Consider the following 26740-nt stretch of genomic DNA (forward strand, 5'->3'; position numbering starts at 1 on the left):
GTACGGGCCCCAGTGATCCACCTCTGTTCCTACCACCCGTGGTGGGGCCGCGCCCGGGACGCTGCTCCGTCGGCGTGGTGTGCGGTACGGGGGCGTGGGAGCCGTCAGCAGGGGAGCGGGTCGGGGATGTCCTCGGTGGTGGGGCCGGTGTCGCGGCAGAACCGGTGGCCGGCCCGCCGCAGGTCCTCGACGATGCCGGGCACGGCGTCCGGGAAACGGGTGAACAGGTGCCCCAGGATCACGCCGCCGCGCAGGTCCTCCGCCGGCGCGGCCCGTACCCGGGCGCGCAGCGTGGCCACGTCCGGGAAGCTCCCGGCGCGCTCCTCCCAGTCGCGGGTGTCCACCGTCCAGGTGCACACGCGGTACCCCAGGTCCTGGGCGAGGCGCGCCTCCCGCGGCCCGAAGTCCCCGTAGGGCGGGCGGAAGAGGGTGCTGCGGACGCCGTCGCGGATCTCCCGCCGGGCGGCGTCCTCCGGCAGGGCCGGCAGGTGCGGGTGGGAGTAGCTGTGGTTGCCGACCCAGTGCCCCTGCCGCCGCAGCTCCCGGGCGACGTGCGGGTACCGCTCCGCGTACTGGTTGATGAGGAAGAACGCCGCCCGGATGCCCTGGTCGCGCAGGTAGGCGCCGGTCCGGGTGACGCGTTCGACGTGGTCGTAGGGCCAGTCGTCGAAGGTGAGCAGCACCCGGTTCGTCCGGTTGCCGCACCGCTGCCGGTCGTACGCGATCCGGCCGTACGAGCCCCGCTCACCGGCGGCCGCCGGCAGCGCGCACAGCAGCAGGGCGAGGGCGAGACCGAGGACGAGGGCGGGCAGGGCCCTCGGCGGCGAGCCCCGCCCGGCGGGCGGTCGGCGCGGCGATCCGGACATCCGGCGGGCTCCTCCCGTGCGGCCTGTTGACGCATCAGATGATCCCGGGGCGCACGCACGGCCGCCAGCGGGCACGGAGTGCCGCGGGGGCGGAGGGATGACCGGTTCGCGCCTGTGGAGGAACCGATCCGTCCGGCCCTGGAACCGACCCGTCCGGCGTCGGCCGGCCGGGTCAGCCCCGGACGAAGGCCAGCGCGCCGAGGAGCGCGAGCGAGCCGCAGATCGTGAGGTTGACCAGTTTGTGGTCGAGGAAGACGGCCACGAACTCGCGGATCGTCGCGCTCGGCCAGAAGTAGGCTGCGGTCGGCGAGCCCACCACGTGGCCGTCGACCCCGACCTTCCGGGCCGTCAGGGCGGCCCGGAAGGCGTGGAAGTTGTTGGTGACGATCACGCAGCGGTAGCCGGACCCGTGGACCTCGGCCATGACGGCGTGGCTGAGGACGAGGTTCTCCTCCGTGGTGCGGGATCGGTCCTCGCGCCGGACGTGCTCCTCGGGTATGCCCCGCTCGGTGAGGTAGTCGGCCATGGCGTGCGACTCCGGCACCCGCTCGTCCGGGCCCTGGCCGCCGGAGGTGATGACGAGCGGGGGCTTGCCGCGCGCCGCCTGCCGCTCGTAGATCCGGCGCCCGCGCTCCAGCCGGCTGGCGAGCAGCGGCGGCACCCGGTCCCCGCCGATCAGCCCGGAGCCGAGGACCACCACGAAGTCGACGTCGCGCCGGGGCCGCAGCCAGTGGTAAACGAAGGCGTAGCCGATGAAGCAGAAGAAGAGGAACGACACATAGGCGGCGATCATCAGGGTGGTGCCGGTGGCGATGATCAGCCCGCGGGAGCGGGTGCCGGCGGCCGCCAGGGTCAGCCCCATGAGGCCGAAGACGGCGAGACCGGCGAGGAAGGAGAGCAGGTTCGCCGGACGCCGCCCCTCCTTGCGGATCATCTTGACGCCGTTGGAGAGCAGGAGCACCGGCAGGACGAAGGCGCCGAGGAACGGGATCAGGAGGATCGCGGCCACGAGCCATTCCAGCGCGTGGTCGCCGCGGTCGCCCCTGACCCCGGCGGCATAGACCAGCCCGAACAGCAGGAACAGGCAGGTCAGTCCGAGGTGGACGGCGTTGCTGAAGCGCCTGCGGTCACGCAGTACACCGAGGCAGAAGAGGACGAGGAACAGGGCCGCGGGGGCGTAGGCGAGCACACCTGCCATCGTACGTGGTGTGACGATGTGTCCGGCGGGCCCCGGAATGCCGGGACCCGCCGGGGGACTTCGGGCCGATCGACGCGGCCGCCGCTGCCTATGCGCCGGCGGACGTGGCCTGCCGCACGGCGTCCGGCGACGTCCGCGGATTCGGAATCAATCCCTCCGACCCCTGTCGCAGGGAGACGGTCCGCTCCGGCGCGGGGATGCGGATGCCCTCGTCCAGGTAGCGGCGGTGCAGGCGCTTGATGAACTCGTGCTTGATGCGCCACTTGTCGCTGAACTCGCCGACGCCGAGGATCACCGTGAAGCCGATCCGGGAGTCGCCGAAGGTGTGGAAGCGGACGGCCGGCTCGTGGTCGGGCACGGCACCGGGGACGTCCTTCATCACGTCCTCGGCCACCTCGACGGTGACCCGCTCGACCCGCTCCAGATCGCTGTCGTAGGCCACGCCCACCTGCACGGTGACGGACAGCTTCTGCTCGGGCCGGGTGAAGTTGGTCATGTTGGTGCCGGCGAGCTTGGCGTTCGGGATGATGACCCGGTTGTTGTTGAGCTGCTCCACCACGGTGTTGCGCCAGTTGACGTCGACGACATAGCCCTCCTCACCGCTGCTGAGCCGGATGTAGTCGCCGGGCTGGACCGTCTTGGAGACGAGGATGTGCACACCCGCGAACAGGTTGGCCAGCGTGTCCTTCAGGGCGAGGGCGATCGCGAGACCACCCACGCCGAGGGCGGTGAGCAGCGGGGCGATGGATATCCCGAGGGTCTGGAGGGTGACGAGGAAGCCCATCGCCATGACCACGATGCGGGTGATGTTGACGAAGATCGTGGCCGATCCGGCCACTCCGGACCGGGACTGCGCCACGGTCCGCACCAGGCCGCCGATCACACGGGCCGCGGTGAGCGTCACGGCCACGATGATGGACGTCGTCAGGATCTCGCTGACGATGTGTCCGACCGAACGGTTCAGGGGAAGGGCCGCGGCCGCCGCGCCCAGGCCGCCCGCCACCGCGGACCAGGGGACGATCGTGCGCAGGCAGTCGACGATGATGTCGTCGCCCTGCCACTTGGTCCGCAGGGCCCGCTCGGCGAGCCAGCGCAGGATCACCCGCAGGACGAGGGCCGCGATCAGGCCCGCGACCACCCAGATGCCCGCCACGACGGCGTCGTGCAGGTTCGGCGTCCGGTTCACCGGCGTCCCCTCCCGGCCTCGGCCCCGTTCCCGGTCCCGCTCCACCCGGAGTAACGTTTCGTCACCTTGTACCCGCCTGTCCCTGAGATCACGATCGCGCCGGGCCAGGGAGGCGACGGCGCGTCAGACATCCTGCACCACGCCCCGCGCGCCCCCGCACTCCCGGTACCCCCGGCGGCTCCTGACCGCGCCTCACCCGCCGGGCGGACCGGCCGGCGGCCCCGGCGCGCGCCCGGGTGCCAGCAGGTGCCGGGCGACGATGTGGCCGGAGGCGCCGTTGACGCCGTGGCCCGGCCAGGTCGCGGCGCCCACCGTGTAGAGGCCGGGGACGGCGGTGCGGTGCGACGGCTGGGCGGGAAGCGGGCGCAGCAGGAAGCTCTGGGCGAGTTCGTGGCTGCCGCCGTAGGGGTCGCCGGGGCCGCAGTTGGGGTTGAAGCGGGCCAGGTCGTCCGGGCCGATGACGTGCCGGCCGAGGACGGCCCCGGGCAGGTTCGGGGCGTGCCGGGCGGCGAGCCGGAGCACCCGGTCCGCGAAGGCCTCCTTCACGTCCGCCGTCCAGCCGTCCCGGGTGTCGATCTCGTCGGCGGCGTCCCCGCGCGGCCGGAGCGGGACGTCGAGCATCTGGAGCCGCGCCACCGCCGCGCCCGCCGGGCAGCGCGTGGGGTCGGCGGCCGACGGGGTGTCGAAGGAGATGGTGGGTTCCGCGGGGAGCAGCCCCCGGACGGCCTCGTTGACCGAGCGGGACAGCCCGTCCAGACCGGGGGTGAGGTGGTACTGCCCGGTGCGGGAGAGCCGTTCGTCCTCGAACTCCGGCGGCTCCGACAGGGCGAGGTGCACCTGGACGCAGCCGCGCCCGTAGCGGTAGTCGCGCGCCTGCGCGCGCAGTACGGGCGGGACCGCGCCGTCCTCGTCCGCGAGCAGCCGCAGGTACAGCTGGTCCGGGTTGACCGAGGCGACGACGGCCCGGGTGGCCTCCACGACCTCGCCGTCGGCCGTGCGCACCCCCGTCGCGCGGCCGTCGCGGACCAGGACGCGGTCCACCCGGCGGCCGGTCTCGATCCGCCCGCCGTGCCGTTCGGTCAGATCGGCGAGGGCCCGCGCGAGCCGCTCGCTGCCGCCCTCGGGGGTGGGCATGCCGGCCGTGGTGACGGCGATCAGCGCGAGCAGCGTCCAGAAGGCGCTGCCCACCTCGTCGGGCCCGCGCCCCAGGTGCAGTGCCCAGGGGGCGAGCAGCCCGCGCAGCACCGGCGACGCGAAGTGGTGTTCGAGCAGGTCCCGCGACGTGCGCAGGAACCGCTGGGCGAACGTCGAGTAGTGCCCGTCGTCGTGCATCAGGTCGTGGACGACCCGGGCCGCCTCCGGGTCGGTCAGGTCCGCCGCGAACAGCCCGAACACCGGCCCGGCGTACGGGGCGAAGCCGTCCAGCAGGGCGGTGAGCGAGGCCCCGTCGCCGGGCGCGAGGCGTTCGGCCTCCACCGCGTTGGCGGCGGCGTCCGTGGAGAACACGGCGGATCCGGCGCCGGGCACCGAGGCACCGATGGCGTAGGGCGCGGCGCGGTACGTCAGGCCGAGCGCGGTGAGCTCCGGGCCCAGTTCGGCGTAGGCGGGGCCGGAGGTGAAGAGGGGATGGGCCGAGGAGTAGACGTCGTGCCGGAAGCCGGGCACGGTGAGCTCGTCGGTGCGGACCAGGCCGCCTGGGCGGTCGTTGGCCTCCAGGACGACGACGCCCCAGCCCGCCCGGGCCAGGTACGCCGCCGTGACCAGCGCGTTGTGACCGCTCCCCACGACAACCGCGTCATATCGGCTCATAGTGGATGGTGGCACGGGAACGCGACGCGGTGAAGTCCTCGCGATGCGCAGGCCGTTCGGAGCCGGCGTCTACGCGCGCCCGTTCGCGGTCCGCGTCTTTGTGTGCCCGCTCGGCCCCGGGATGCCCGGGCCGGCCGCCGCGGCGGTGGCGGCGAGGCGGGCCCGCGCGTCCCGGTCCCAGGGGCACAGCGGGCGCAGGCTGACGCGTTCGCTCAGCAGGGTGCGCGCCAGCTCGCGGTGACCGGCCCGCAGGGCGGCCTCCACCAGGGTCTTCTGCAGCGCGTCGCGCTGGGCGTGGCTGCCGCCGAAGGTGTGGAGGCGGTGCCGCAGCGGCAGCAGCAGCCCGGCCGCCCCGGCGTGGTCGCCCCGCCCGAACGCGACGAGGGCCCGGCACACCGGCAGGCCGATCCCGGCGGTCATCGCCACGTTGGACGCCGCGCGGGACCGGCCCGGGCCTCCGGCCTCCGCGAGCCATGCCTCCCGGTCGCGGACCAGGCGCTCGGCGTCGCCCAGGCGCCCCGCCCCGACGTACGCCATGACGGCGTGGACGTCGTTGAACGCGTAGTGGGGGCCGTCCGCGCGTCGCGCCCAGGCGTCGGCCAGTACCTGCCAGCGGTCGCCGGTGTCCGCGCCGGCGAGGTGCAGCCGCCACAGCAGCGACGCCGCGTCGAGCAGCTCCATCGCGACCCCGGCCGAGCCCTCGTGGTGCACGGCGGCGTCGTAGACCTCCAGGACCTTGTCGGTCCGGCCGGTCTCCAGTACGTAGAGGGCGTAGTGCCACCAGTTGTGCACGGCCAGGTAGTTGCCCTCCGACCAGTCGGTCCTGCGGGCGTCGAGGTAGCGGATGCCCTCCTCGAACCGGCCCTGCATCTCGTAGGCGTGCACGACGGCGTGGATGCCCCAGACGTCGCGCGGATTGCGTTCGACGGCCTCCAGCCCCACCCGCTCGGCCCGGTCGTAGTGGCCCGCCTCCTCCAGGCCGAACGCGTACATGCCGCGCAGCAGGCCGGTGTGCGGGTCGTCCTCGTCCCAGGCGGTCAGGGCCCCGCCGACGCGGTCGCGCAGCAGGACGGCGTCGCCCGTGAAGAAGTCGGTCTGGTGTCCCACGGCGAGGGCGAGCGCGTCCCGGGGGTATGCCACGGAGAGCTCGGCGAGGACGCGTCCGGCCCGGTGGATGTCGCCGTCGAGCCAGGCGGAGACGGCCTCGGTGTGCATGCGCTCGCGGGGCGTCAGCTCCGCGGCGGGCACGGCCCGGCGGAACTCCTCGAACGGCCGGACGGCGGCCGCCGCGTCCTTCTCCTCGGTGCCCAGCAGCCCGAGGTAGGCGAGGAGGACGTTCGCCATGGGGGAGCGGGGCGAGGCGTCCAGGGCAGCCCGCACCTCGCCGCCCACCTCGTCGCGGAAGTAGAGCAGGGCGTCGAGCGCCCGCTCGTAGTGCCGCACCCCGTCGGTGTCGGTGTGCGTCATCGTGTGTGCGTGCCGGTCCGTGCCCACCCTGGGTCCTCCCGCGAGTCTGTCCGTGTGCGGGGGATGCCTGCCCCGCCGCGCGGGCCGGGAAGCACCGGCCTCCGCGCGGGGCGCCGCGGGGATCACATCACGCCGCGTGGGCGGAACTGGACGCTGATGCGCGGGCCGACGGGCCGGGCGGTCTTGGGCACCGCGTGGTCCCAGGTGCGCTGGCAGCTGCCGCCCATCACGATCAGGTCGCCGTGGCCCAGCTCGTGCCGTACGCGCGCGGCTCCGCCGTCGCGGGGGCGCAGCAGCAGGGGGCGCGGTGCGCCGACGGAGAGGATGGCGACCATCGTGTCCTCCCGCGCGCCCCGGCCGATGCGGTCGCCGTGCCAGGCCACGCTGTCCCGGCCGTCGCGGTAGAGGCACAGGCCGAGGGTGCGGAACGGCTCGCCGAGCTCGGCCGCGTAGTGGGCGTCGAGCGCGTCCCTGGCGGCGGCCAGGACGGGGTGCGGGGGTTCGTCGTCCGCGCCGTAGTGGGCGAGGAGGCGGGGAACGGTCACCACGCTGTCGTACATCCGCCGCCGCTCGGCGCGCCAGGGCACCGACGAGACCAGCGCCTCGAACAGCAGGTCGGCGCCCTCCAGCCAGCCCGGGAGCACATCGACCCAGGCGCCGTGGGTCAGGGACGTCCGGCGGGCCTCGCGCAGCGGCCGGGCGAGGCGGACCTCGTCGGCCGTGTCGAAGAGCGAACCCTGGAGCTGGACGGTCATGGACGCAGTCTACGCCACATATAGAACGTTCGATCGAATCAAGGGTTCGTCACCCGGACGGACGCGCATGCGGCCGCCCTGTGCATCAGGGCCGCCGCGAGGGGAACCCGGCCTGTCATGTCGTCCTCCACCGAAGAAGTCCCGGCCATACCGCCGCCCGGCAGCGCCGGGTCCTACTGGATGGCCACCGAGCCCGCCACGCCCCGGGCCGAGCCGCTGACCACCGACATCGAGGTCGACGTCGCCGTCGTCGGCGGCGGCTTCGCCGGGCTGAGCACCGCCTGGGAGCTGATCGACGCCGGCCGCTCGGTCGCCGTCCTGGAGGCCGACCGCCTCGCCGCGGGCGTCAGCGGCTACACCACCGCCAAGGTCTCCGACCTGCACACCTTCCGCTACGAGCGGCTGCGCCGCACCCGCGGCGCCGAGGGCGCGCGGCTGTACGCGCGCTCCCAGCAGGAGGCCGTCGACCGCGTCGCCGGGATCGCGGCCGCGCTGGGCGCGGACGGCTCGCTGGAACGGGTGCCCGCCTTCGCCTACGTCACCGACGCGGCCCGGCGCGACGAGGTGCGCGCGGAGGCCGACGCCGCCCGCGAGGCCGGGCTGGACGCCGTCTACACCGAGGAGACCGGACTGCCCTTCGCGGTCGCGGGGGCCGTGCGCGTCGAGGGGCAGGCGCAGCTCCACCCCCGCGCCTATCTGCTCGCCCTCGCCGAGGACATACGGCGGCGCGGCGGGCGGCTCCACGAACGCACCCGGATCACCGGGCTGACCGAGGGCACCCCCTGCCGGGTGACGGCCGAGAACGGCGCCTCCGTCACGGCCCGCGACGTGGTCGTCGCCACCCACTATCCCGTCTTCGACCGGGCCCTGCTGTTCACCCGGCTCTCCCCGCGCCGCGAGCTGGTGCTGGCCGCCGTGATCCCCGCCGCCGACGACCCGGGCGGGATGTACATCACCGACGAGGACCGGACCCGCTCGGTGCGCACCGCGCCGTACGACGAGGGACGGCGGCTGCTGATCGTCACCGGCGAGCACGCGGAGCCCGGTGCGGGCGGGGAGGCGGAACGCTACGCCCGGCTCGCGGCCTTCACCACCGGATGCTTCCCGCGCGCCGTGTTCCTCCACCACTGGTCGGCCCAGGACATCGATCCCACCGACACCGTCCCCCTCGTCGGTCGCTTCCACCCCGGCGCCGAGCACACCTGGGTGGCCACCGGGTTCGGCGGCTGGGGCATGAGCGGCGGCGCCATGGCGGGCCGCCTCCTGACCGACCTCGTCGTCGGGCGGAACGTCCCGCCCTGGGCCGGGCTGTACGACCCCCGCCGGCTGTGGAGCACGCTGCGCGAGGCCCCCGCCCTCCTGCGCCACCAGGCGGTCGTGGGACGCCACTTCGTCGGCGACCGGCTGAGCGCCGCGCACGCCGACTCGGTGGCGGACATCCCGCCCGGCGGCGGTGCCGTCGTCCGCGTGGACGGACGCCGGTGCGCCGTCCACCGCGCGGACGACGGCACGCTGCACGCCGTCTCCGCGCGGTGCACCCACCTGGGCTGCCTGGTGGCCTTCGACGCCGTCGAGCGGACCTGGGAATGCCCCTGCCACGGCTCGCGGTTCGCCGTCGACGGCACGGTCCTCCAGGGCCCGGCCACCCGGCCGCTGCCCGCGCGGGACGTGCCGGACACCGCCCGGTAGCGTCTCAGTGCAGGATCTTCTGCTTCGCCCGGGCGAACTCCTCCTCGGAGATGTCGCCCTTGGCGCGCAGGTCCGAGAGCGTGGCGAGCTGGTCCGTGGCGGACTGGCCCGGGCCGCCGGCCGTCTCCCGGATGTAGTGGTCGAAGGCGTCCTGCTGGGCCCGCACGTGCTCCCGCTCGCGGCGTCCCATGCCCTTGCCGCGGGCGAGGACGTAGAGGAAGACGCCGAGGAAGGGCAGCACGATCGTGAAGATCAGCCACCCGGTCTTGGCCCAGCCGCCCAGGGAGTCGTCGCGGAAGATGTCGGCGATGACCCGGAACAGCACGATGACCCACAGGACCCAGAGGAAGATCCACATGACGGTCCAGAACGCGCCCAGGACCGGGTAGTCGTAGGCGATGACGGTGTAACCGCTCATTTCTCTCTCCTGACGGTGCCGCCTCCCGGCAGCGCCGGGCCACAGGCCGCGGCGAGGACGCCGAGAAGGACGAGGACGAGGACGACGATGCCGAGGACCAGGGCCACGGCTCCCGGCGTCGGGTAGTTCCACAGCAGAAGGACGAGGGCGCCGCCGGCGATGACCGCGCCGGTGGTCCAGCGGCGGTGCCCCTGGAGCCAGGTCCCCGTGGCGCCGGTGCGCAGGCCCGAGCGGGCCAGGGCGCCGCCGGTGGCGGCCGTGCCGCGGGAGACGGCCGAGCGCAGGAACCGGGCGCCGCGCCCGGGGCCGTAGAGATAGCCGGCCAGCGTGGTGATCACAGCGATGACGAGGACCGTGCGCGTGCTCTGGCGCAGGAAGCGCACGAAGGTGTCGTAGATCGTGGCGGCCGCGTCGGGCGGCAGCGCGTCCGGCGGCACGGAGCCCAGATAGACCCGCCGCATGACGGCGAGGCCGATCAGCAGCACGATCATCATCACGCCGACGCCGATGCCCGCCGTCATCAGGGCCACCCGGTGCGCGGGGGCGGCCCAGACGCCGAGGGCGGCGAGGACGATCGCCGTGACGGGCAGCCAGGTGCCGACGATGTCGAGCAGCCGCATCAGATCCTGCGCCTTGGTGAGCTTGTCGGTCTTCAGCAGGGTGATGTCCTTGTCGACGTCGGGGATGGCGGCCGCCTTCTGGTAACCCGCGTCGACGAGGCGCTGCTTGACGTTGTCGATCACCGTGCCGAGATCGAGGACGACCGTGTCGCCCCGGGCCTGGACGGCGCTGTTGCCCTCGCCGGTGAGCGTCTTGACGACGGCCGCGTGCGCCCGCCGGTTGGCGATCTCCCAGGCCTGTGCGAACTGGTCGCTGGTGACCACCTTGTTCACCACCTCGTGCACGGCCGAGGTGAGGGCGCTCTTCAGCGGCCCGGCGAGCAGGGGCGTCTTGTCGGTGACATTGGGCGGGGCACCGGCCTTGGCCAGGGCATCGCCCAGCGCCGAGGCGATCGCGTTGACGTCGACGCTGGAGACGACCCGCGTGGTGAGCCGGTCCGTCACCGTGTTCTGCACCGACGGCTCGGAGGCGAGCGGCGCCACGGTCTGGACGTAGCGGTCGGTGTCGGCCACCTGGCTGTTCACCCACGCGGCCACCACGGCGAGCGGTGCGAGGAGGAAGGACAGGACGAGCAGCACGGACGCGCCGGCGTAGCGCAGGCGCCGGTGCCGCATGGTCGCGGCCCTGTGCAGGCGCTCGTACTCCTGGCGTTCGTCCGCCGTCAGCGGCTGCTGCGGCGGGCGGCCGGAATCGTCCGGGACGGGTGTGCCGGATGCGTTCACCCCCTCAGCGTCACCGCCGGGCGAGGCCGCTGCATCGCCCGTTCCGGGTGACCGCGAGACGACCCCGGCCGTCCGCCGGAACGGTCCGGAACGGGCGGCATGCCGGACGAGCGGCTCCGTCCTGCGGGAAATGTCCGTTTTCGCACTCTATGGTGGCAGCCGGGCCCCGCCCGGACGCCGCCCCGCGCGGCGCCCGGCACAGGACGACGCGACGGGCCGGTGACAGGAGGTGTGCTCCGTGCGGCGCTGGCGGGCCCTGCTCGTGCTGGGCGTGACCCAGTTCCTGATGGTGCTGGACACCTCGGTCATGAACGTCTCGATCAGCCGGCTGGTCGCGGACTTCGACACCCAGGTCACCACGATCCAGGCCGTCATCACCCTCTATACGCTGGTCATGGCCGCCTTCATGATCACCGGTGGCCGGCTCGGCGACATGCTCGGCCGCCGCCGGGCCTTTGTCATCGGCCTCGTCGTCTACGGCGTGGGGTCGGCCCTCACCGCCGCGGCCCCGACCGTCGGCGTGCTCGCGCTCGGCTGGTCGGTGATCGAGGGGCTCGGCGCGACCCTCGTCCTGCCCGCCCTCGCCGCGCTGGTGGCCGGCGCGTACGAGGGACGCGAACGGGCCGTCGCCTACGGGGTCATCGGCGGGCTCGCCGGAGCGGGCATCGCCGTGGGCCCGTTGCTGGGCGGTTGGGTGACCACATATCTGACGTGGCGCCTGGTCTTCGCCGGCGAGGTCGTGATCGTCGTCGCCCTCCTCGCCTGCGTCCGCTGGGTCCCGCGCCCCGCGCCCGGCCCCAGGGCGCGGCTGGACGTCGTGGGTGTCGTCCTGTCCGCCGCCGGCATGGTGCTGGTCGTCCTCGGCGTCCTGCAGAGCGGCACCTGGGGATGGGTGCGCCCGCGCGACTCGCCGGTGACCGTGTTCGGCTTCTCCCTCACGCTGTTCGTCATCGCGGCCGGCGCCGCCGTCCTGTGGTGCTTCCACGGCTGGGAACGACGGCAGGAGCACCGCGGCCGGCAGCCTCTGATCCGGTTCTCCCTGCTGTCCGTCCCGGCCCTGCGCTCCGGCCTGGCCATGCTGCTGTGCCAGAACCTCGTCCTCCTCGGCCTCTTCTTCGCCGTCCCCCTCTACCTCCAGATCGTCCAGGGCTTCAACGCCTTCCAGACCGGCCTGCGGCTGCTGCCCGTCTCGGTGACGATGCTGCTGTCCTCCATGGCCGGGCCCCTGCTCACCAGGGTCGCCGGACCGCGCACCGTGGTCCGGTGCGGCCTCGTGGTGCTGTTCGCCGCCACCCTGTGGCTGCTCGCGACCGTCGATCCGAGCATCGACGACCTCACGTTCGGCGTCGGCATGGGCCTTCTCGGCCTCGGCATGGGCCTGCTCGCCTCGCAGCTGGGCAACGTCGTGCAGTCCGGCGTCGGGGAGGACGAGCGCAGCGAGGCGGGCGGACTCCAGTACACCGCCCAGAACCTCGGCTCCTCCCTCGGCACCGCCCTGATCGGCGCGGTCCTCATCGGCGCGCTGGTGACCGTCTTCAGCACGAAGATCGACGGCAACCCGGCGATCTCGGACGCCGTGCGCCAGGAGGTCGGCGTCACCCTGGAGGGGAAGGTCAGCTTCGTGAGCACCGACCAGGTGCGGTCCGCCGCCGCGCGCGCCGGACTGCCGTCCTCCGAACAGGACGCGCTGGTGGACGCCTACGCCCAGGCCCAGCTGGAGAGCCTCAAGGCCGCCGTCCTGGCGGCCGGCGCCGTCGCGCTCGCCGGCTTCGCCTTCACCCGCGGGCTGCCGGCACAGCAGCTCGGCAGCACGGCGGCCCCGGGGGCGGCGGCCTGAGGCGCCGAAGGCGTCAGGGAGGAGCACCATGGACGACCGGGACACCACGGGCGGGCCGGGCCCGCGACGGCCGCGCCCACCCGTGAGCGAGGTCGTGCGGCCGGTCGTCGTCGTGACCGGGCTGGTCGCCGCCTACTACCTGATGCCGCTGAACGAGAAGTTCAGCGGCCGGACCGTGGGCGGGCTCGTCCTCGGGCTCTGTGCCGTGCTGGTGCTCTTCCTCTGGCAGATCCGCGCGATCTCGCGCTCCGAACGGCCGCGCCTGCGGGCCGCCGAGGCGTTGGCCACCACCCTGCCGCTCTTCCTGCTCCTCTTCGCGGCCGCCTACTACCTCGGGGAACGCGCGTCGCCCGGCAGCTTCACCACACCCCTCAGCAGAACCGACGCCCTGTACTTCGCGGTCACCGTCTTCAGCACCGTCGGCTTCGGTGACATCGCCGCGCGCTCCCAGGGCGCGCGGGTCGCGGTGACCGCCCAGATGGTCGCCGACCTCCTCCTGGTGGCCGTGGCGGCCCGCGTCCTGGTGGGGGCCGTGCAGACGGCCCTGGGGCGGCGGTCGGGCCGGCCCCCGGCCGGCGGGGAGACCACGCGGCCGCCCGGAGAGGGCGGTGGGCGGTGAACGGCCGGCCCTCAGCCCCGCCGGCCCCGCCCCAGGGCCAGATGCCACAGCCGCCGCCAGTCCAGGCGCGGCCGCGGCCGGGGCACCCCGGGGCGGTGCCGCGGGACGCGGACGCGCAGCGCCCCCGGCTCGATCGCACAGCGCACCGGGGCCGGCAGGACGAGCGCTTCCCCGTCGACGCCCGCCCGTACCTCCGGCTCGTCGGCGTCGACGACGACCTCGCGGACGGCCCGCACGGTGAGCCCGGGCGCGTTCCGGCCGCGCAGCAGCGCCGCCGCCTGCGCGGCGCTCTCGACGGTCACGCCCAGCAGCCCCAGCACCCCCGCGTCCAGCCGGTCCCGGCGGCCCAGCCCGGCCCGGTCGCCCACGCGGTAGAGGTTGTTGCTCACCAGCACGGCCTGCGGCGCCCGCAGCGTCTCGCCGGCGGCGGTGACCGTCAGCAGGGGGCCGCTGTGGTGGGTGAGCACGTCCGGCAGCGTCCGCAGGATCGTGCCGGCCTTGTCGTCGCGGTACGCCGGACTCCGTACCACCGCCGCGTACGCGCCGAACGACGCGTTGTTGACGAACGGCCGGCCGCCGATGCGCCCCAGGTCCACCCGCAGCTCCACTCCGTCGGTCAGGGCGTCCAGGCACGCCGACGGGTCGTCCCGGTCGAGCCCCAGGTCCATGGCGAAGTGGTTGCGGGTCCCCGCCGAGATCACCAGGAACGGCACCCCGCACTCGGCGGCCACCCCCGCGACCAGCGCCTGCGTGCCGTCGCCGCCCGCCACCCCGAGCAGGTCCGCGCCGTCCACGACCGCGCGCCGGGCGAGCGCCGCGACGTCGCACGGATGCGCGGGATCGAGCAGCACCACCTCGGCCCCCAGGGCCTCCGCCTTCTCCTTCAGCCCGAACGCCCCCACCTTCCCGCCGCCGGACCGGGGGTTCATGACGAGGAACGGGCGTACGGGCGCGGCGACGCGGTGCTCCCGCGGACGCGGCGGACCGTCGGCGCGCAGCGCCGTCCAGCCCGAGGAGACCGCCAGCGCCCACAGGGCGGCGGAGACCAGGACCGGCCACAACAGGCCGGCGGCGGTGTACAGCGCGAGCACCGCGGCCGGCGTCACCACGGTCAGCGCCACCGCCAGCACCCGCACCGGGCCCCGGCGCGTCAGCGTCCACCACAGGCCGGCCGCGGCGCACATCAGGCCCACCGGCCCGAGGGCCACCAGCGCGACGCTCTTCACCACCGCGACCGCGAGGAGCAGCAGTACCGCCGCCACGGCCGCGACGATCGTCAGCCGTGCCGCGCGCCGCTGCGCCACGCTCCCGCGCGGGCCGCCCTTACGGTCGTGGTCACCGTCGTCCATGGAACCTCCCGCCGCCCTACGGCCATTGTTCACCGCCGTCCGGTGCCGCGCCCGGGGCGACGGCCGTACGGGACGGGGACACGATGAGCGCCCGGCGCGGCCGGCGCACCCCCGGCGTGCAGCGGAAGGAGGGCACGGCACTCGTGGAGGCCCAGGCGCTGCTGCCGATGATCTGGGCCGACCCCGAGCACATGCCCGAGCAGCTCGCCTTCTTCGCGGTGCGGCGCTTCGGGCCGCGGGCCGAGGCGGCGGTCGCCCGGCGGCGCGGGCGCGCACCGGAGGCCGGGACCGCCCGGCTGGCCGGGGAGACCATCGCCCACGGCACGCGGATGACGATGGCCGAAGGGGCGGCCCTCGGCGGCCCCTTCATGGTGATCGTCCCCGTGAGCTTCGTGGCGGCCCTGCTCGCGCAGGCCCAGATGTTCCTGGAACTGGCCGTGCTCGCCGGACGGGACCCCCGCGACGAACGGCGCGTGGCCGACCTGCTCGTCCTGCAGGACGTGTACCCGTCGACCGAGGCGGCCGAGGAGGCGCTGGCCCGCGTCGAGCGCCACCCGCCCGGCGGCCGCGGCCGGCTGCCCCGGCACACGCGCTGGTCGCTCATCCTGCGGATGGCCGCCATCCTGGGCCTCACGGGTGGCGGGAAGGAACGCACCAGGGCTCAGCGCTTCCTGTCGTCGGCCGCGATCGGCGCGCTCTTCCTCGTCGGCTTCGTGCTGCCGCTGATCTGGGTTCCGGCGCTGGGGGTGCTCTACCGCCAGAACACGCTGCGGCTGGGCGCGAAGGCCGTCGCCTACTACACCCCGGGCGCGACCGCGGACCGTCCCGGACACCGGGGCGGGCGGTTCACCCGGGTGCCGCGGGCCGCGGGCGTGGTGGCCGTCCTGCGGTTCGTCGCGCTCGCGGTGGCGCCCATCGGCGTGGCGGCGCTGACGGCGCTGGCCGGGTTCCGGCTCGCCGGCGGGTTCTGGGGCACGGGGGCGATCCTGCTGGTGGCGGCCTCGCTGGCCGGCGCCGGTCTCTGGTACGCGCGCCGGAGGTCGGTGGCGCGGCGGGCGGGGAGCGGGTCGCCCGGCGCGGGTGATGCGCGCGACGGTCCGGCGGGGGAGGGTACGAGCGTGGACGAGGAGGACCCGTCGTGACCGCGGACCGCCCGGCCGGGCCCGCCGCTCCCGAGGAGCGGGCGGCGCTGGGCCGGGCGGCGCGCCGCCGCGTTCCCCGCTCGGCTCACGCCGAGTACGCTCCGCCCGAGGACCGCGCGGACCCCGTGGTGATCCTGGAGACGCAGTCCGCCGAGCGGCTGCCGGAGCTCGTACCGATCCGCTACGGCCGGATGCTGGAGTCACCGTTCCGTTTCTACCGGGGCGCCGCCGCCATCATGGCCGCTGACCTGGCCCGGCTCCCCGACACCGGCCTGGAGGCCCAGCTGTGCGGGGACGCCCACCTGCTGAACTTCCGGCTGCTCGCCTCACCCGAACGGCATCTCGTCTTCGACATCAACGACTTCGACGAGACCCTCCCGGGCCCCTGGGAGTGGGACGTCAAACGGCTCGCGGCGAGCCTGGCCATCGCCGGCCGCGCCAACGACTTCGACGATACCGAACGCGCCCGTGTCGTACGGGCCGCCGTCCGCGCCTACCGCGAGGCCATGCGCGGCTTCGCCGGACTGCGCAACCTGGACGTCTGGTACGCGCGGACCGACACCGAGCGGCTGCGCGACCTGCTCGGCGACCGGGCGGGCAAGGACACCCGCCGCCGGGTCGCGCACGCGCTGGACGCGGCCCGTGCCAAGGACAACCTGAAGGCCTTCGACAAGCTGACCACCGTCTCCGGCGGCACCCGGCGCATCGTCGCCGACCCGCCACTGCTCGTCCCGCTGACCGACCTGCTCCCCGCCGGCGAACGGGAGCACCTCGAAGCCCGCCTCCGGACGCTCGTCGAGCACTACGGCAGCAGCCTCGCCCCCGACCGCCGGCACCTGCTGCGCCAGTACCGGCTCGTGGACATCGCCCGCAAGGTGGTGGGCGTCGGCAGCGTGGGGACGCGCTGCTGGATCGTGCTGCTGCTCGGCAGGGACGCCGAGGACCCGCTGTTCCTCCAGGCCAAGGAGGCCGGCCCGTCGGTGCTCGCCCCGTACTGCGGACCGAGTGTCTACCGCAATCAGGGGCAGCGGGTCGTCGCGGGGCAGCGGCTCATGCAGGCCACGAGCGACATCCTGCTCGGCTGGGAACGCGTCACGGGGATCGACGGGCGGCGGCGCGACTTCTATCTCCGCCAGCTGTGGGACTGGAAGGGCATCGCCCGGCCCGAGGACATGACGCCGGGCGAGCTGGAGTTCTTCGGCGGGCTGTGCGGCGCCACGCTGGCGCGTGCCCACGCCCGTTCCGGCGACCGCGTCGCCATCGCCGCCTACCTGGGCCGGGGCGACTCCTTCGACCGGGCGCTGGCCGGCTTCGCCGAGGCGTACGCCGACCAGAACGAGCGGGACTTCGAGGCCCTGGACCGGGCCGCGCGTTCCGGCCGCGTGCACGCGGAGGACGTCTGAGCGCGGCCCGCGGGCCCCGCGCCGTCAGCCCTCGGCCCGCGCGCCGTCAGCCCGCGGCGCTCTCGCGCGGCGCCGGCCGCCGCACGGCGACGCGCTCGTACCAGGCGCCGTAGCGGCCCGTCAGGAAGACGGCGGAGACGCCGTGGAGGAGGACGCTGAGCCCGATGGTCACGGCGATCACCGTGCCCATGAGCCGGGCGCCGGGCACCTCCTCGGTCACCACGAGCAGGCCGAGCACCAGGGAGGCCAGGCCGCGCGGCCCGAACCACCCCACGTACGCGACCGTCGGCGGCCGCAGCCCGCTGCCCACCAGGGCCACGGCGACGGGCAGTATCCGTACGACCGTCAGCGTGAGCAGGGCGTAGCCGACGACGCGCCAGTCCAGGTGCGCCAGCGCCGGGCCCAGCATCACCGCGCCGAAGACCAGGAAGCTCAACGGGGCGAGCAGGGTCGCCAGGTGCTCGGCGAAGTCCATGACGGCGCCGTGGTGGGTGCCGGTGCGGCGCGCGCCCCTGCGCAGCAGGACGGCGAAGGCGAACCCCGCCGCCCACGCGGCGAGGAACCCGCTCCCGCCCGTGACCACGGCCGCCGTGAACGCGCCCGCGATCACGGCCGGCGCGAACAGCTGCCGCCACTCCCGCGCCGAGGCCCCCGCCGCGATGGAACGGTGCAGCAGCCAGCCGCCGAGCCCGCCCACCACCAGCCCCAGCGCCGGGCTGAGCAGCAGCGCCCGCCGGAAGGCGCCCGTCACCCCCTCGTGGGCGGCCGCCGTGCCGGGCACGGCGGCCATGAGGAGGACGAACGCCGGCAGGACCAGGCCCTCGTTGAGGCCGCACTCGCTGTTCAGCCCGTGCCGGACGAGCACCGGGACGCGCGGGCCGAACACGGCGGCCTTGCTCACCGCCGCGTCGGTCGGCGCGAGGACGACGGCGACCAGCGCCAGTTCGGCGGCGCTCAGACCGGGCAGCAGCGGCCACGCCAGGAGCCAGCCGAGCGCGACGACCAGCGGCAGGCCCAGCACGAGCAGCCGGGCGGGCAGGAACCAGCCGCTGCGCAGATGGCCCACGCGCACCGACACCGCGTCGGTGAACAGGACCGTCGCCAGGGCCGCCTCGGCCAGCGTGAGCACCGGTCCCGCGTCGTGCTCCAGGTCCAGCACGCCGAGCCCGGCCGGTCCGACGAGGACCCCGGCGGCGGTGAACACCATGGGCGCGGTGACGGCGGTCGAGGCGAGGCGGCGCGACAGCAGGGCGTACCCGGCCGTGACGGCGGCGATCGCCGCGTCCGTGATCGCGCCCTCTCCGCTCATCCCGCCTCTCCGTCATATTCTGGTCGCTGTCCGACATTACCGCTCATCAGTGCCCCACTCGCGCACGCCGAGGTCCGCACCGCCACCGGGAGGTCCGATGTCCGGCACGATCACCGTGGGAGTCGACGGAACCGACCAGAGCCTGGCCGCGGCGTCGTGGGCGGCGGCCGAGGCCCGGCGGCGGGGAGCGGGGCTGCGCGTCGTCCACGCCTGGGTGTACCAGCCGCTGGACCTGCCCCTGGCGGCGGACGCCGGGACGCAGGAGCGCTGGGCGCGGGACCTGCTGGGCGCCGCGGAGCGCCGGGCGGCCGGGGCGGGGCAGGGGATCGCCGTATCGGCGGAGCTGCTGGCGGAGGAGGCGGTGCCCGCGCTGGTGGCCGAGACGGCGGAGGACAGGCTGCTGGTGCTCGGCTCGCGCGGTCACGGCGCGCTGACGGGATTCCTGGTCGGCTCGGTCGCCCTGCACGTGCTGCGGCAGGCCCGGGGGCCGGTCGTCCTCGTCCGCGATCCCCGTGAGACGGGCCGCGAGTCGCCCGACGGCGAGGTGGTGGTGGGGGTCGACGACGCGGCGGCGGACACGTCGAGCGTGCTGGGCTTCGCGTTCGGGGCCGCGGCGGTGCGGGGCGCGCCGCTGCGGGCCGTACGGGCCTGGTCGTTGCCGCCCGTCCTCGCCTGGCGGCCCGGCTCCCTCCGGCAGGCCGAGGAGGCGGGCGGCTTCGAGCGGCTGGAGCGGGGGCGGCTGGCCGAGGCGCTGCGGCCGTGGCGGGAGCGCCACCCGGAGGTGGAGGTGATCGAGCACGTCGAGATCGGCAGCGGCGCCCAGGTGCTGCTGGCGGCCGGCGAGCGGGCCGGGCTGTTCGTGGTGGGTCGCCGCACCGGAGGACACGGCCGCCAGCGCGTCGGCCACGTGGCGCACGCGGTGCTGCACCACGCGCCCTGCCCGGTGGCGGTGGTCCCGCACCCATGAGCCCCGGACTCCGTGAAAAGCGTGCGCCGGGCGGGTACGGAACCCGCCCGGCGCACGGGGAGATGACCCTGGGTCAGCCCTTGGCCTGCTCGTCCAGCGAGCTCAGGTCGTGGGCGTAGGTGCCGACCGCGTGCGCGATGACGTCGATGTTGGTGTCGAACGCCTTGCGGTCGATGTTGGCGAGGGTGTCGCCCTTGGCGTGGTAGTTGGGGTCGTAGGCGGTGCCCGCCGTGCCGCCGTACCGGGCCGCCTGCTCCTTGGTCTTGACGCCCTCGGCGCCGGTGAAGGTGCCGCCCGCCGGGATGCCGTTGGCGATGAACGGGCCGTAGTCGGAGCGGCCGTCGAAGTCGGTGCCCTCGTGCGGGAGGCCCTTGCGGTCGAGGTAGCCGTTGATCAGGTGCTCGATCTGGGCGGAGCCCTTCGGGCCGGGGCCCGAGCCGGTGTGGTCGGAGTCGTCGCCGTCGTAGACGAACTCGACCGGGTTGGGCGAGGCGATCATGTCGAAGTTGAGGTACAGCGCGATCTGCTTGCGCTGCTTCTCGCTCAGCTGGGCGACGTAGGCCTTGGAGCCGAGCAGGCCCAGCTCCTCGGCCGACCACCAGGCGAACCGCACCTTGTTGGCGGGTCGGTGACCGGAGCCGCGGGTCTCCTGGGCGAGCTTGAGCGCGACCTCGATCAGGCCGGCCGAGCCGGAGCCGTTGTCGTTGATGCCGGGGCCCTCGGGCACCGAGTCGAGGTGGCTGCCGAGCGTCACGACGTGGTCGGCGCTGCCCCACCGGGTCTCGGCGATCACGTTGCGGGTCGTGCGCTTGAGGGCGTCGGTGGCCACGTCGAGGTTGACGGTCACATCGCCCTTGGCGAGCGCGGCGGCCAGGGCCTGACCGTCGGCCAGGGAGATGCCGCCCGCCGGGATGTGGGCGTTGGCCGGGTCCTCGACGCCGCCGTGGACCGGCTCGCTGCCGGAGTGGTTGTAGAGGATCAGACCGGCGGCGCCCGCCTTGGCGGCGACCTCCTCCTTCTGCTGGAAGGTGCAGTTGCCGCGCTTGACGAGCGCGATCTTGCCCTTGAAGTCGCCGGAGGCGTAGTCGTCCAGGCCGCAGCCGGGGGTGTCGTCGACGCGGGCGGCGGCGAGCTGGGCCTTGAGGCCGCCGGCGGGCGTGGACTTGCTGAACTCGTAGGCGGCGACCTTGATGTCACGGGGCTCGGGGGAGACCACGGTGAGCTTCTCGCGCAGCGTCTTGGACTCGAAGAAGTCGAAGTCCTGGTACGAGACGTCGTATCCGGCCTTCTTCAGGAGGCGGTAGACGTATTCGGTGGACGCCTTGTGGCCGGGGGTGCCGGCGGCGCGGTTGCCCCCGTTGGCGTCGGCGATGTCCTGGAAGGCCCGCAGATGACGGTAGGCGCTCTTCCCGGAGGAGGCCTTGACCAGCTTCTGGGACAGGCGTTCGGCCTGTCTGTGCCGGTCGCCCGGGGATGTGGCCAGGGCGCCGGCGGGGGCGGCCGTGGCGGCGACGAGCACGGGGGTGGCGACGGCGGTGGTGACGAGTGCCGTTATCGCCCGGCGGCGAAGATGCGCGCGCATGACGTCCTTTCGGGGCGTGGCCACCGTCGAAGGTGGCGCTGAGTGAACCGGTCGAACGCGACAGTAACGGAAAGAGTGCAGGTCGCGGCAGGGGTGAGCGACGTATGACACATGATCGCCACAGTGGGACCGGCCATGCGGTCGTCCGTGGGGCGGGTCGTCCGCGGGGCGTACGCGAGCCGGGGCGGGCTGTGCGGGGAGACCCGCGCGGCGTTCTAGATTTGACGGGACGTCATCGCCGTTCGCCGAGGGACCGGTACATGTTGCAGCACAGAAGCGTCGGGGACCTGATGACCCGGGAGGTCGTCAGGGTCCAGCGGGGCACCCAGTTCACGGAGCTCGTCCACGTGCTCCACGAGCACGACATCACGGCGGTCCCGGTGGTGGACGCCGAGGACCGCCCGGTGGGCGTGGTCTCCGAGGCGGATCTGCTGGCGAAGGCCTCGCAGCAGCCGGACTCCGCCGATCCGGTGGCCCGCGCCAAGCGCGAGGCCACCACGGCCGAGGGGCTGATGACCAGTCCGGCCGTCTGCGCCCGGCCGGAGTGGAGCGTGGTGGAGGCCGCCCGGACCATGGAGGAACACCGCGTCAAGCGGCTCCCGGTGGTGGACGAGGACGGGCGGCTGGTGGGCCTCGTCAGCCGCGGTGACCTGCTGCGGGTCTTCCTGCGCACCGACCGCGCCATCCGCGAGGAGATCCTCGAGGACGTGCTCGTGCGCACCCTCCGGGAGCGGCCGTCGGCCGTGGGCGTGGAGGTGAACCAGGGTCAGGTGCGGCTGAGCGGCTCGGTGCGGCGCGCCAGCCTGCTGCCGGTGCTCGTCCAGCTGTGCCGGAGCGTGGACGGCGTGGTGAGCGTGGAGGACCACTTGACGGCGGAGACCGACGACTCGGGGGACGCCGGCGACGCCGGGGATTCCACGGGGCCGGCCGGCGGGATCGGCTGAGCGGAGCCCGTCACTCGCGTCCCGTCACTCGCGTCCCGTCACCGCGTCCCGTCACCGCGTCCCGGGGCCGCCCTCGCCGAGGGCGGCCTTGTGGTCGCGCCAGCGGACGAGGATCTGCTGGAACTCCTTTTGGATGAACTCCAGGAACTCGGCGGTCTCCGCCAGCCGCGCCCCGGCCGGGGTCGTGGGGCCGAGGGTGCGCGCGCCGTCGCGCAGGACGCCCTCCCAGCGGGTCATCAGCTGGTCCCGGCGGGTGAAGGCCTCGAACCAGACGTTCTCGTAGAGGCGGTAGCGGTCGCGCCGGGAGCCCGGCTCGCGCTCGCGGCCCACCATGTCGACCTGGCCGAGGTAGCGCACGGCGCCCGAGACGGCCGCCGGGCTGATCCGCAGGCTCAGCGCGAGCTCCGCCGACGTCATCGCGCCGGAGTCGGAGGCCAGGAGCGCGGCGAAGACGCGCGCCGCCATGCGCTGCATGCCCGCGTCCGTCAGCTCGGCCGCGAACCGCTCGACGAAGCGGGAGATCTCCTCCGGATCGCGGGCCCGGTCCGCCGTGCTCCCCGTGCCCGCCGGGCTTCCCGTGCCCGCCGCCCTGGTGCCTCTGTCGCCCATCGCCCCGTCGTCTCCCTCGCTCGCCCCGATCGGATCAAATTTACACGCTTTCGAGCCTTCACAAATTTCTGAAAGAAGCGTAGCGTGAAAAGCATGACGAAGGCGATCTCGGTGGCCGGCCTGGGCAAGTCCTTCGGCCGCACCCGCGCGCTGGACGACCTCGATCTCGCCGTGGAGGCGGGCGAGGTCCACGGCTTCCTCGGCCCGAACGGCGCCGGGAAGTCCACCACCATCCGGATCCTCCTCGGCCTGCTGCGCGCGGACCGCGGAGCCGCCCGGGTGCTCGGCGGGGACCCCTGGCACGACGCCGTGGAGCTCCACCGCCGCATGGCCTACGTGCCCGGCGACGTGACCCTCTGGCGCAATCTCTCCGGCGGCGAGGCCATCGACCTCCTCACGCGCCTGCGCGGTCGCCCGGACCCGGCCCGGCGCGCCGCCCTGCTGGAGCGCTTCGAGCTCGACCCGACGAAGAAGGGGCGCGCGTACTCCAAGGGCAACCGCCAGAAGGTCGCCCTGGTGGCCGCGTTCGCCTCCGACGCCGAGCTGTTCGTCCTCGACGAGCCGACCTCCGGCCTCGACCCGCTGATGGAGGAGGTCTTCCGGCAGTGCGTGGCCGAGGCCCGCGACCGCGGCCGTACGGTCCTGCTCTCCAGCCATGTCCTCAGCGAGGTGGAGGCCCTCTGCGACCGGGTCAGCATCATCCGCAAGGGCGTCACGGTCGAGAGCGGCACCCTGGCCGAGCTGCGTCATCTGACCCGCACCTCGGTCGTCGCCGAACTGTCCGGGCCCCCCGACGGGTTCGCGCGGCTGCCCGGCGTCCACGACCTCGCCGTCCGCGCCGTGCACGGCGACGGGATCCACCAGGTCAGGTTCCAGGTCGACACCGACCGGCTCGGCGCCGTGCTGCGCGGGCTCGCCGACCACGGGGTCCGCGGCCTCACCAGCACCCCGCCCACCCTGGAGGAGCTTTTCCTCCGCCACTACCGGGACGACCTCCGCGGCACCGCCACCCCGTCCCGCGCGGCCGCGGCCGGCACACGGGAGACGGCGTCATGACCAGCACCCCGGCCACCGCCCGTGCCGCCGCGCCCCCGGCCCACCGCCGCCCGCGCGGGGCGCGCCCCCTCGCCGGCACCGGCGCCCTGCTGCGGCTCGCCCTGCGCCGTGACCGCCTCCTGCTGCCGCGGTGGATCCTCGCCCTCACCCTCGCGGTCGTCAGCGTCGCGGGTGCCTTCGACTCGCTCTACGCCACGGCCGCCGAGCGCGCCGACGTGGCCCGCTCGGCGAACGCCAACGGCTCCCTCCGCGCCCTGTACGGGCCGGTGTTCGCCGACTCGCCCGGCGGCCTGGTCGCCTGGCGCATGGCGGTCTTCGGCGGCGCCCTGGCGGCCGTCATGAGCCTGGTCGTCGTGGTCCGCCACACGCGCGAGGAGGAGGAGACCGGCCGTCAGGAGCTGCTGTCCTCCGCCGTGGTGGGCCGCGGGGCGCCCCTCACCGCCGCGCTCCTCACGGCCCTCCTGGCCAACGGCCTGACCGCCCTCCTCGTGACGGCCGGCCTGGTCCGCGCCGGGCTGCCCGCCGGCGGCGCGGCGGCCTTCGGCCTGGCCGTCGGCGGCACGGGGCTGTGCTTCGCGGGCGTGGCGGCCGTCGCCACCCAGCTCACCGAGAGCGCCCGCGCGGCCCGGGGCGTCGCCGGCGCCGCGGTGGGCCTCGCCTTCCTGCTCCGGGCGGCCGGCGACGCCGCCGCCCCCGGCGCCGGCTCGCCCCTCGTGCGGCTCTCCCCCCTCGGGTGGGCCGAGCAGGTCCGGGCCTTCGCCGGCGAGCGCTGGTGGGCGCTGCTCCCGTCGTACGCCGCCGCGCTGCTGACGGCCGCCGCCGCGTACGTCCTGGCCGGGCGCCGCGACCTCGGCGCCGGCTTCCTGGCCGCCCGGCCGGGGGCCGCCGGCGGCCCCCCGTCCCTCGGCGGCGCCCACGGCCTCGCCTGGCGGCTCCAGCGGGGCGCGCTGGCGGGCTGGGCGGCCGGCTTCGCGGTGGCCGGGGCCGTCTTCGGCGCCGTCGCCGACGGCGCGGGCGATCTGGTCGGCGGCAACGACGGCACCCGCCGGATCATCGAGCGCATGGGCGGCCACCACGGCATCACCGACGCCTTCCTCGGCGCGATGACCGGCATGCTCGGCATGGTCGCCGCTCTGTGCGCCGTGAGCGCGGTGCTGCGGCTGCGCTCGGAGGAGACCGCCGGGCGCGCCGAGCCCGTGCTGGCCGGGGCCGTCGGCAGGCTGCGCTGGGCATCCGGCCATCTGCTCCTCGCCTTCCTGGGCACGGCCGCCGTCCTGGGCGTGGGCGGCCTCGGCATGGGCCTCGGCCACGGTCTCGCCGCCGGCGATGTCCCCGGGCAACTGCCGCGCGTCCTCGGCGCCGCGCTGGCTCAGATACCGGCCGTCTGGACGCTGACCGCCGTGGCCGTCCTGGCCGTCGGCGCCCTCCCCGCCGCGTCCACCGCGGTGTCCTGGGCGGCGGCCGGTGGCTGCCTGGCGATCGGCTGGATCGGCCCCGCCCTCGAGCTGCCCGCGGCCGTCATGGACCTCTCGCCCTTCGGACACCTGCCCAAGCTCCCCGGAGCCGCGCTCTCCGCGACCCCCTTCGTGTGGATGGCGGCCCTCACGGCCCTGCTCACCACCGCCGGGCTCGCCGCCCTCCGCCGCCGCGACATCGGCTGAGCCGCGGGCCCGCCGGGGCAGGCGCCGCAGCGTTCGACAGGAGCCGCCGGGACCGCGCACGATGGAGGAAAGGAGCCGAGGGGGGCCTGGGGAGGCCGCCATGGCCGGCGAGGACAGAATCCTTCACGTACGCGTCACCGCACCGGACAGCCGGGCCCTGCGCGCCCTGCTGCGCGACGAGCGGCTGGACATCGGCGGAGGTCCCGGGCCCGCGCCCGGCCCCGGCGGAGGCACCAGCATCGACGCGTACCTCACCGAGGAGAAGGCCCTGGCCCTGGAGGGCGGGGACATCGCCGTGCATGTGCTCGGCGACGCCACCGCCGCCGGCCGGGCCCGTCAGGAGGAGGTCGGTACCGGCGACCGCTACGCCGACCCCGGCGCGGTCCCGCACGGCCTCGGCCAGAAGGTGAAGGACCGCAGCCGGGAGGGCTGAGATGCCGTACCTCAACACCACCGAGACGGACTCCGCCGTGCTGCGGCTGGCGGACACCTACCCCGCGCACTGCGCGCTGATCGACCTGCCGGAACCGTCCGTGGAGGGCACCGCCTGCCACGCGCTGCGCCTGCGCGCCGGACCGGACACCGGGGACCGCGACTGCGTCGTCCTCACCGGCGGCGTCCACGCCCGTGAATGGGGCAGCTGCGAGATCCTCGTCTTCCTCGCCGCCGACCTGCTGGAGGCGTACGACACCGGCGGCGGCCTGGTCTACGGCGGAAAGACCTTCACCGCGGCCCAGGTGGCGACGGTGCTGGAAGGACTCGACATCGTCGTCTTCCCGCTGGTCAACCCGGACGGCCGGCGCTACAGCCAGACCGTGGACCCCATGTGGCGCAAGAACCGCGACCACGCCCACTCCACCGGCGGCGGCGACTGCGTGGGCGTCGACATCAACCGCAACTTCGACTTCCTCTTCGACTTCGCCACGGCCTTCTCGCCCCTCTCCGACGTCCGGGTGTCGGCCAACCCCTGCGACCCGCAGGTCTACCAGGGCCCCCAGCCCTTCTCCGAGCCCGAGACCCGCAATGTGCGCTGGCTGTTCGACGAACACCCGCGCACCCGCTGGTACGTCGACGTCCACAGCTACTCCCAGGCCATGCTGCATGTCTGGGGCGACGACGAGAACCAGTCGGACGACGAGGACATGAACTTCCGCAACCACGACTTCGACGGCAAGCGCGGCATCGAGGGCGACACGGCCTACCGCGAGTTCGTCCGCAAGGACGACCTCGACAACGCGGCCGCCCTCGCCCGGCACTTCACCACGGCCCTCAAGGCCGTCCGCGGCAGGACGTACACCGCCAAGCCGGCCTTCGACCTCTACCCCACCGCCGGCACCAGCGACGACTACGCCTACTCGCGGCACCTCACCGACCCCGGCAAGGGGCGGATCCTCGCCTACACAGTCGAGTGGGGCACCGAGTTCCAGCCCCCGTGGGCCGAGATGAAGCTGATCATCAAGGACGTCTGCGCGGGCCTGCTGCAGTTCTGCCTCGAAGCGCCCGCCACCGTGGCGGACTGACACCACCCCGC

23 protein-coding genes are annotated in these 26740 nt (G+C 74.6%); 11 read left to right on the forward strand and 12 right to left on the reverse strand.

Annotated elements, in window-relative coordinates:
- Positions 1-104 precede the first annotated feature (104 nt).
- The 6 genes from AC07BS_RS22200 to AC07BS_RS22225 form a co-directional block, all read right to left on the reverse strand.
- Complete coding sequence (locus AC07BS_RS22200; protein ID WP_478647852.1) at positions 105-866, reverse strand: polysaccharide deacetylase family protein; 762 nt, start codon at positions 864-866, stop codon at positions 105-107.
- Positions 867-1038: 172 nt separating this feature from the next.
- Positions 1039-2055, reverse strand: coding sequence for a YdcF family protein (locus AC07BS_RS22205; protein WP_478648049.1), 1017 nt, complete (start codon positions 2053-2055; stop codon positions 1039-1041).
- Between the two features lie 97 nt (positions 2056-2152).
- Complete coding sequence (locus AC07BS_RS22210; protein ID WP_478647853.1) at positions 2153-3250, reverse strand: mechanosensitive ion channel family protein; 1098 nt, start codon at positions 3248-3250, stop codon at positions 2153-2155.
- A gap of 192 nt (positions 3251-3442) precedes the next feature.
- The gene (locus tag AC07BS_RS22215) at positions 3443-5059 is read right to left on the reverse strand and encodes a phytoene desaturase family protein (RefSeq protein WP_478933992.1); all 1617 of its coding nucleotides are present in this window, start codon (positions 5057-5059) and stop codon (positions 3443-3445) included.
- 69 nt (positions 5060-5128) lie between these two features.
- Complete coding sequence (locus tag AC07BS_RS22220; protein ID WP_478933994.1) at positions 5129-6526, reverse strand: tetratricopeptide repeat protein; 1398 nt, start codon at positions 6524-6526, stop codon at positions 5129-5131.
- Between the two features lie 122 nt (positions 6527-6648).
- The gene (locus AC07BS_RS22225; protein WP_478933996.1) at positions 6649-7281 is read right to left on the reverse strand and encodes an alpha-ketoglutarate-dependent dioxygenase AlkB; all 633 of its coding nucleotides are present in this window, start codon (positions 7279-7281) and stop codon (positions 6649-6651) included.
- A 117-nt stretch (positions 7282-7398) separates the two neighbouring features.
- Between AC07BS_RS22225 and AC07BS_RS22230 the strand changes: the two genes are divergently transcribed.
- The gene (locus AC07BS_RS22230; RefSeq protein ID WP_478933998.1) at positions 7399-8970 is read left to right on the forward strand and encodes an FAD-dependent oxidoreductase; all 1572 of its coding nucleotides are present in this window, start codon (positions 7399-7401) and stop codon (positions 8968-8970) included.
- Between the two features lie 4 nt (positions 8971-8974).
- On the opposite strand, the gene AC07BS_RS22235 is transcribed toward AC07BS_RS22230, so the two are convergent.
- Positions 8975-9388 carry an SHOCT domain-containing protein gene (locus AC07BS_RS22235; protein WP_478647858.1) on the reverse strand — a complete coding sequence of 138 codons (414 nt, stop codon included), beginning with the start codon at positions 9386-9388 and terminating at the stop codon, positions 8975-8977.
- The gene (locus AC07BS_RS22240; RefSeq protein ID WP_478647859.1) at positions 9385-10731 is read right to left on the reverse strand and encodes a hypothetical protein; all 1347 of its coding nucleotides are present in this window, start codon (positions 10729-10731) and stop codon (positions 9385-9387) included. Before AC07BS_RS22240 ends, AC07BS_RS22235 begins: the two co-directional genes overlap by 4 nt.
- A gap of 238 nt (positions 10732-10969) precedes the next feature.
- Here AC07BS_RS22240 and AC07BS_RS22245 point away from each other — a divergent pair, with 238 nt between their 5' ends.
- On the forward strand, positions 10970-12568 hold the full coding sequence (locus tag AC07BS_RS22245) for an MFS transporter (protein WP_478934000.1): 1599 nt from the start codon (positions 10970-10972) through the stop codon (positions 12566-12568).
- A gap of 28 nt (positions 12569-12596) precedes the next feature.
- Positions 12597-13187, forward strand: a complete 591-nt coding sequence (locus AC07BS_RS22250; protein WP_478934002.1) for a potassium channel family protein — start codon at positions 12597-12599, stop codon at positions 13185-13187.
- Between the two features lie 11 nt (positions 13188-13198).
- Here AC07BS_RS22250 and AC07BS_RS22255 read toward each other — a convergent pair whose 3' ends face one another.
- On the reverse strand, positions 13199-14536 hold the full coding sequence (locus AC07BS_RS22255; RefSeq protein WP_478934004.1) for a diacylglycerol/lipid kinase family protein: 1338 nt from the start codon (positions 14534-14536) through the stop codon (positions 13199-13201).
- Between the two features lie 83 nt (positions 14537-14619).
- On the opposite strand from AC07BS_RS22255, the gene AC07BS_RS22260 reads away from it, so the two are divergent.
- Positions 14620-15678, forward strand: a complete 1059-nt coding sequence (locus AC07BS_RS22260) for a hypothetical protein (RefSeq protein WP_478934006.1) — start codon at positions 14620-14622, stop codon at positions 15676-15678.
- The gene (locus AC07BS_RS22265; protein ID WP_478647865.1) at positions 15675-17081 is read left to right on the forward strand and encodes a DUF2252 domain-containing protein; all 1407 of its coding nucleotides are present in this window, start codon (positions 15675-15677) and stop codon (positions 17079-17081) included. The genes AC07BS_RS22260 and AC07BS_RS22265 overlap by 4 nt, the downstream gene beginning before the upstream one ends.
- 46 nt (positions 17082-17127) lie before the next feature.
- Here the strand turns inward: AC07BS_RS22265 and AC07BS_RS22270 are convergent, their stop codons facing one another.
- Positions 17128-18390 carry a cation:proton antiporter domain-containing protein gene (locus tag AC07BS_RS22270; protein WP_478934008.1) on the reverse strand — a complete coding sequence of 421 codons (1263 nt, stop codon included), beginning with the start codon at positions 18388-18390 and terminating at the stop codon, positions 17128-17130.
- 97 nt (positions 18391-18487) lie between these two features.
- On the opposite strand from AC07BS_RS22270, the gene AC07BS_RS22275 reads away from it, so the two are divergent.
- Positions 18488-19357, forward strand: a complete 870-nt coding sequence (locus AC07BS_RS22275; protein ID WP_478647869.1) for a universal stress protein — start codon at positions 18488-18490, stop codon at positions 19355-19357.
- Positions 19358-19430: 73 nt separating this feature from the next.
- Here AC07BS_RS22275 and AC07BS_RS22280 read toward each other — a convergent pair whose 3' ends face one another.
- Positions 19431-20939, reverse strand: coding sequence for a M28 family metallopeptidase (locus AC07BS_RS22280; protein ID WP_478647870.1), 1509 nt, complete (start codon positions 20937-20939; stop codon positions 19431-19433).
- Positions 20940-21202: 263 nt separating this feature from the next.
- Here AC07BS_RS22280 and AC07BS_RS22285 point away from each other — a divergent pair, with 263 nt between their 5' ends.
- Positions 21203-21883, forward strand: coding sequence for a CBS domain-containing protein (locus AC07BS_RS22285; RefSeq protein WP_478648051.1), 681 nt, complete (start codon positions 21203-21205; stop codon positions 21881-21883).
- 51 nt (positions 21884-21934) lie between these two features.
- Here the strand turns inward: AC07BS_RS22285 and AC07BS_RS22290 are convergent, their stop codons facing one another.
- On the reverse strand, positions 21935-22492 hold the full coding sequence (locus AC07BS_RS22290; RefSeq protein WP_478647872.1) for a GbsR/MarR family transcriptional regulator: 558 nt from the start codon (positions 22490-22492) through the stop codon (positions 21935-21937).
- 93 nt (positions 22493-22585) lie between these two features.
- Here AC07BS_RS22290 and AC07BS_RS22295 point away from each other — a divergent pair, with 93 nt between their 5' ends.
- The 4 genes from AC07BS_RS22295 to AC07BS_RS22310 all read left to right on the forward strand — a co-directional run bounded on the left by AC07BS_RS22295 (position 22586) and on the right by AC07BS_RS22310 (position 26729).
- Entirely contained in the window at positions 22586-23548 is a 963-nt protein-coding gene (locus AC07BS_RS22295; RefSeq protein ID WP_478647873.1) for an ABC transporter ATP-binding protein, read from the forward strand.
- Positions 23545-25209 (forward strand): ABC transporter permease, encoded by a 1665-nt coding sequence (locus AC07BS_RS22300; protein ID WP_478934012.1) that lies wholly within the window; start codon positions 23545-23547, stop codon positions 25207-25209. The genes AC07BS_RS22295 and AC07BS_RS22300 overlap by 4 nt, the downstream gene beginning before the upstream one ends.
- Before the next feature lie 100 nt (positions 25210-25309).
- Positions 25310-25642, forward strand: coding sequence for a hypothetical protein (locus AC07BS_RS22305; RefSeq protein ID WP_478647875.1), 333 nt, complete (start codon positions 25310-25312; stop codon positions 25640-25642).
- 1 nt (position 25643) lies between these two features.
- Positions 25644-26729 (forward strand): M14 family metallopeptidase, encoded by a 1086-nt coding sequence (locus AC07BS_RS22310; RefSeq protein WP_478647877.1) that lies wholly within the window; start codon positions 25644-25646, stop codon positions 26727-26729.
- Positions 26730-26740: the final 11 nt, after the last annotated feature.

Source organism: Streptomyces sp. NPDC044063 (genome assembly GCF_056434285.1).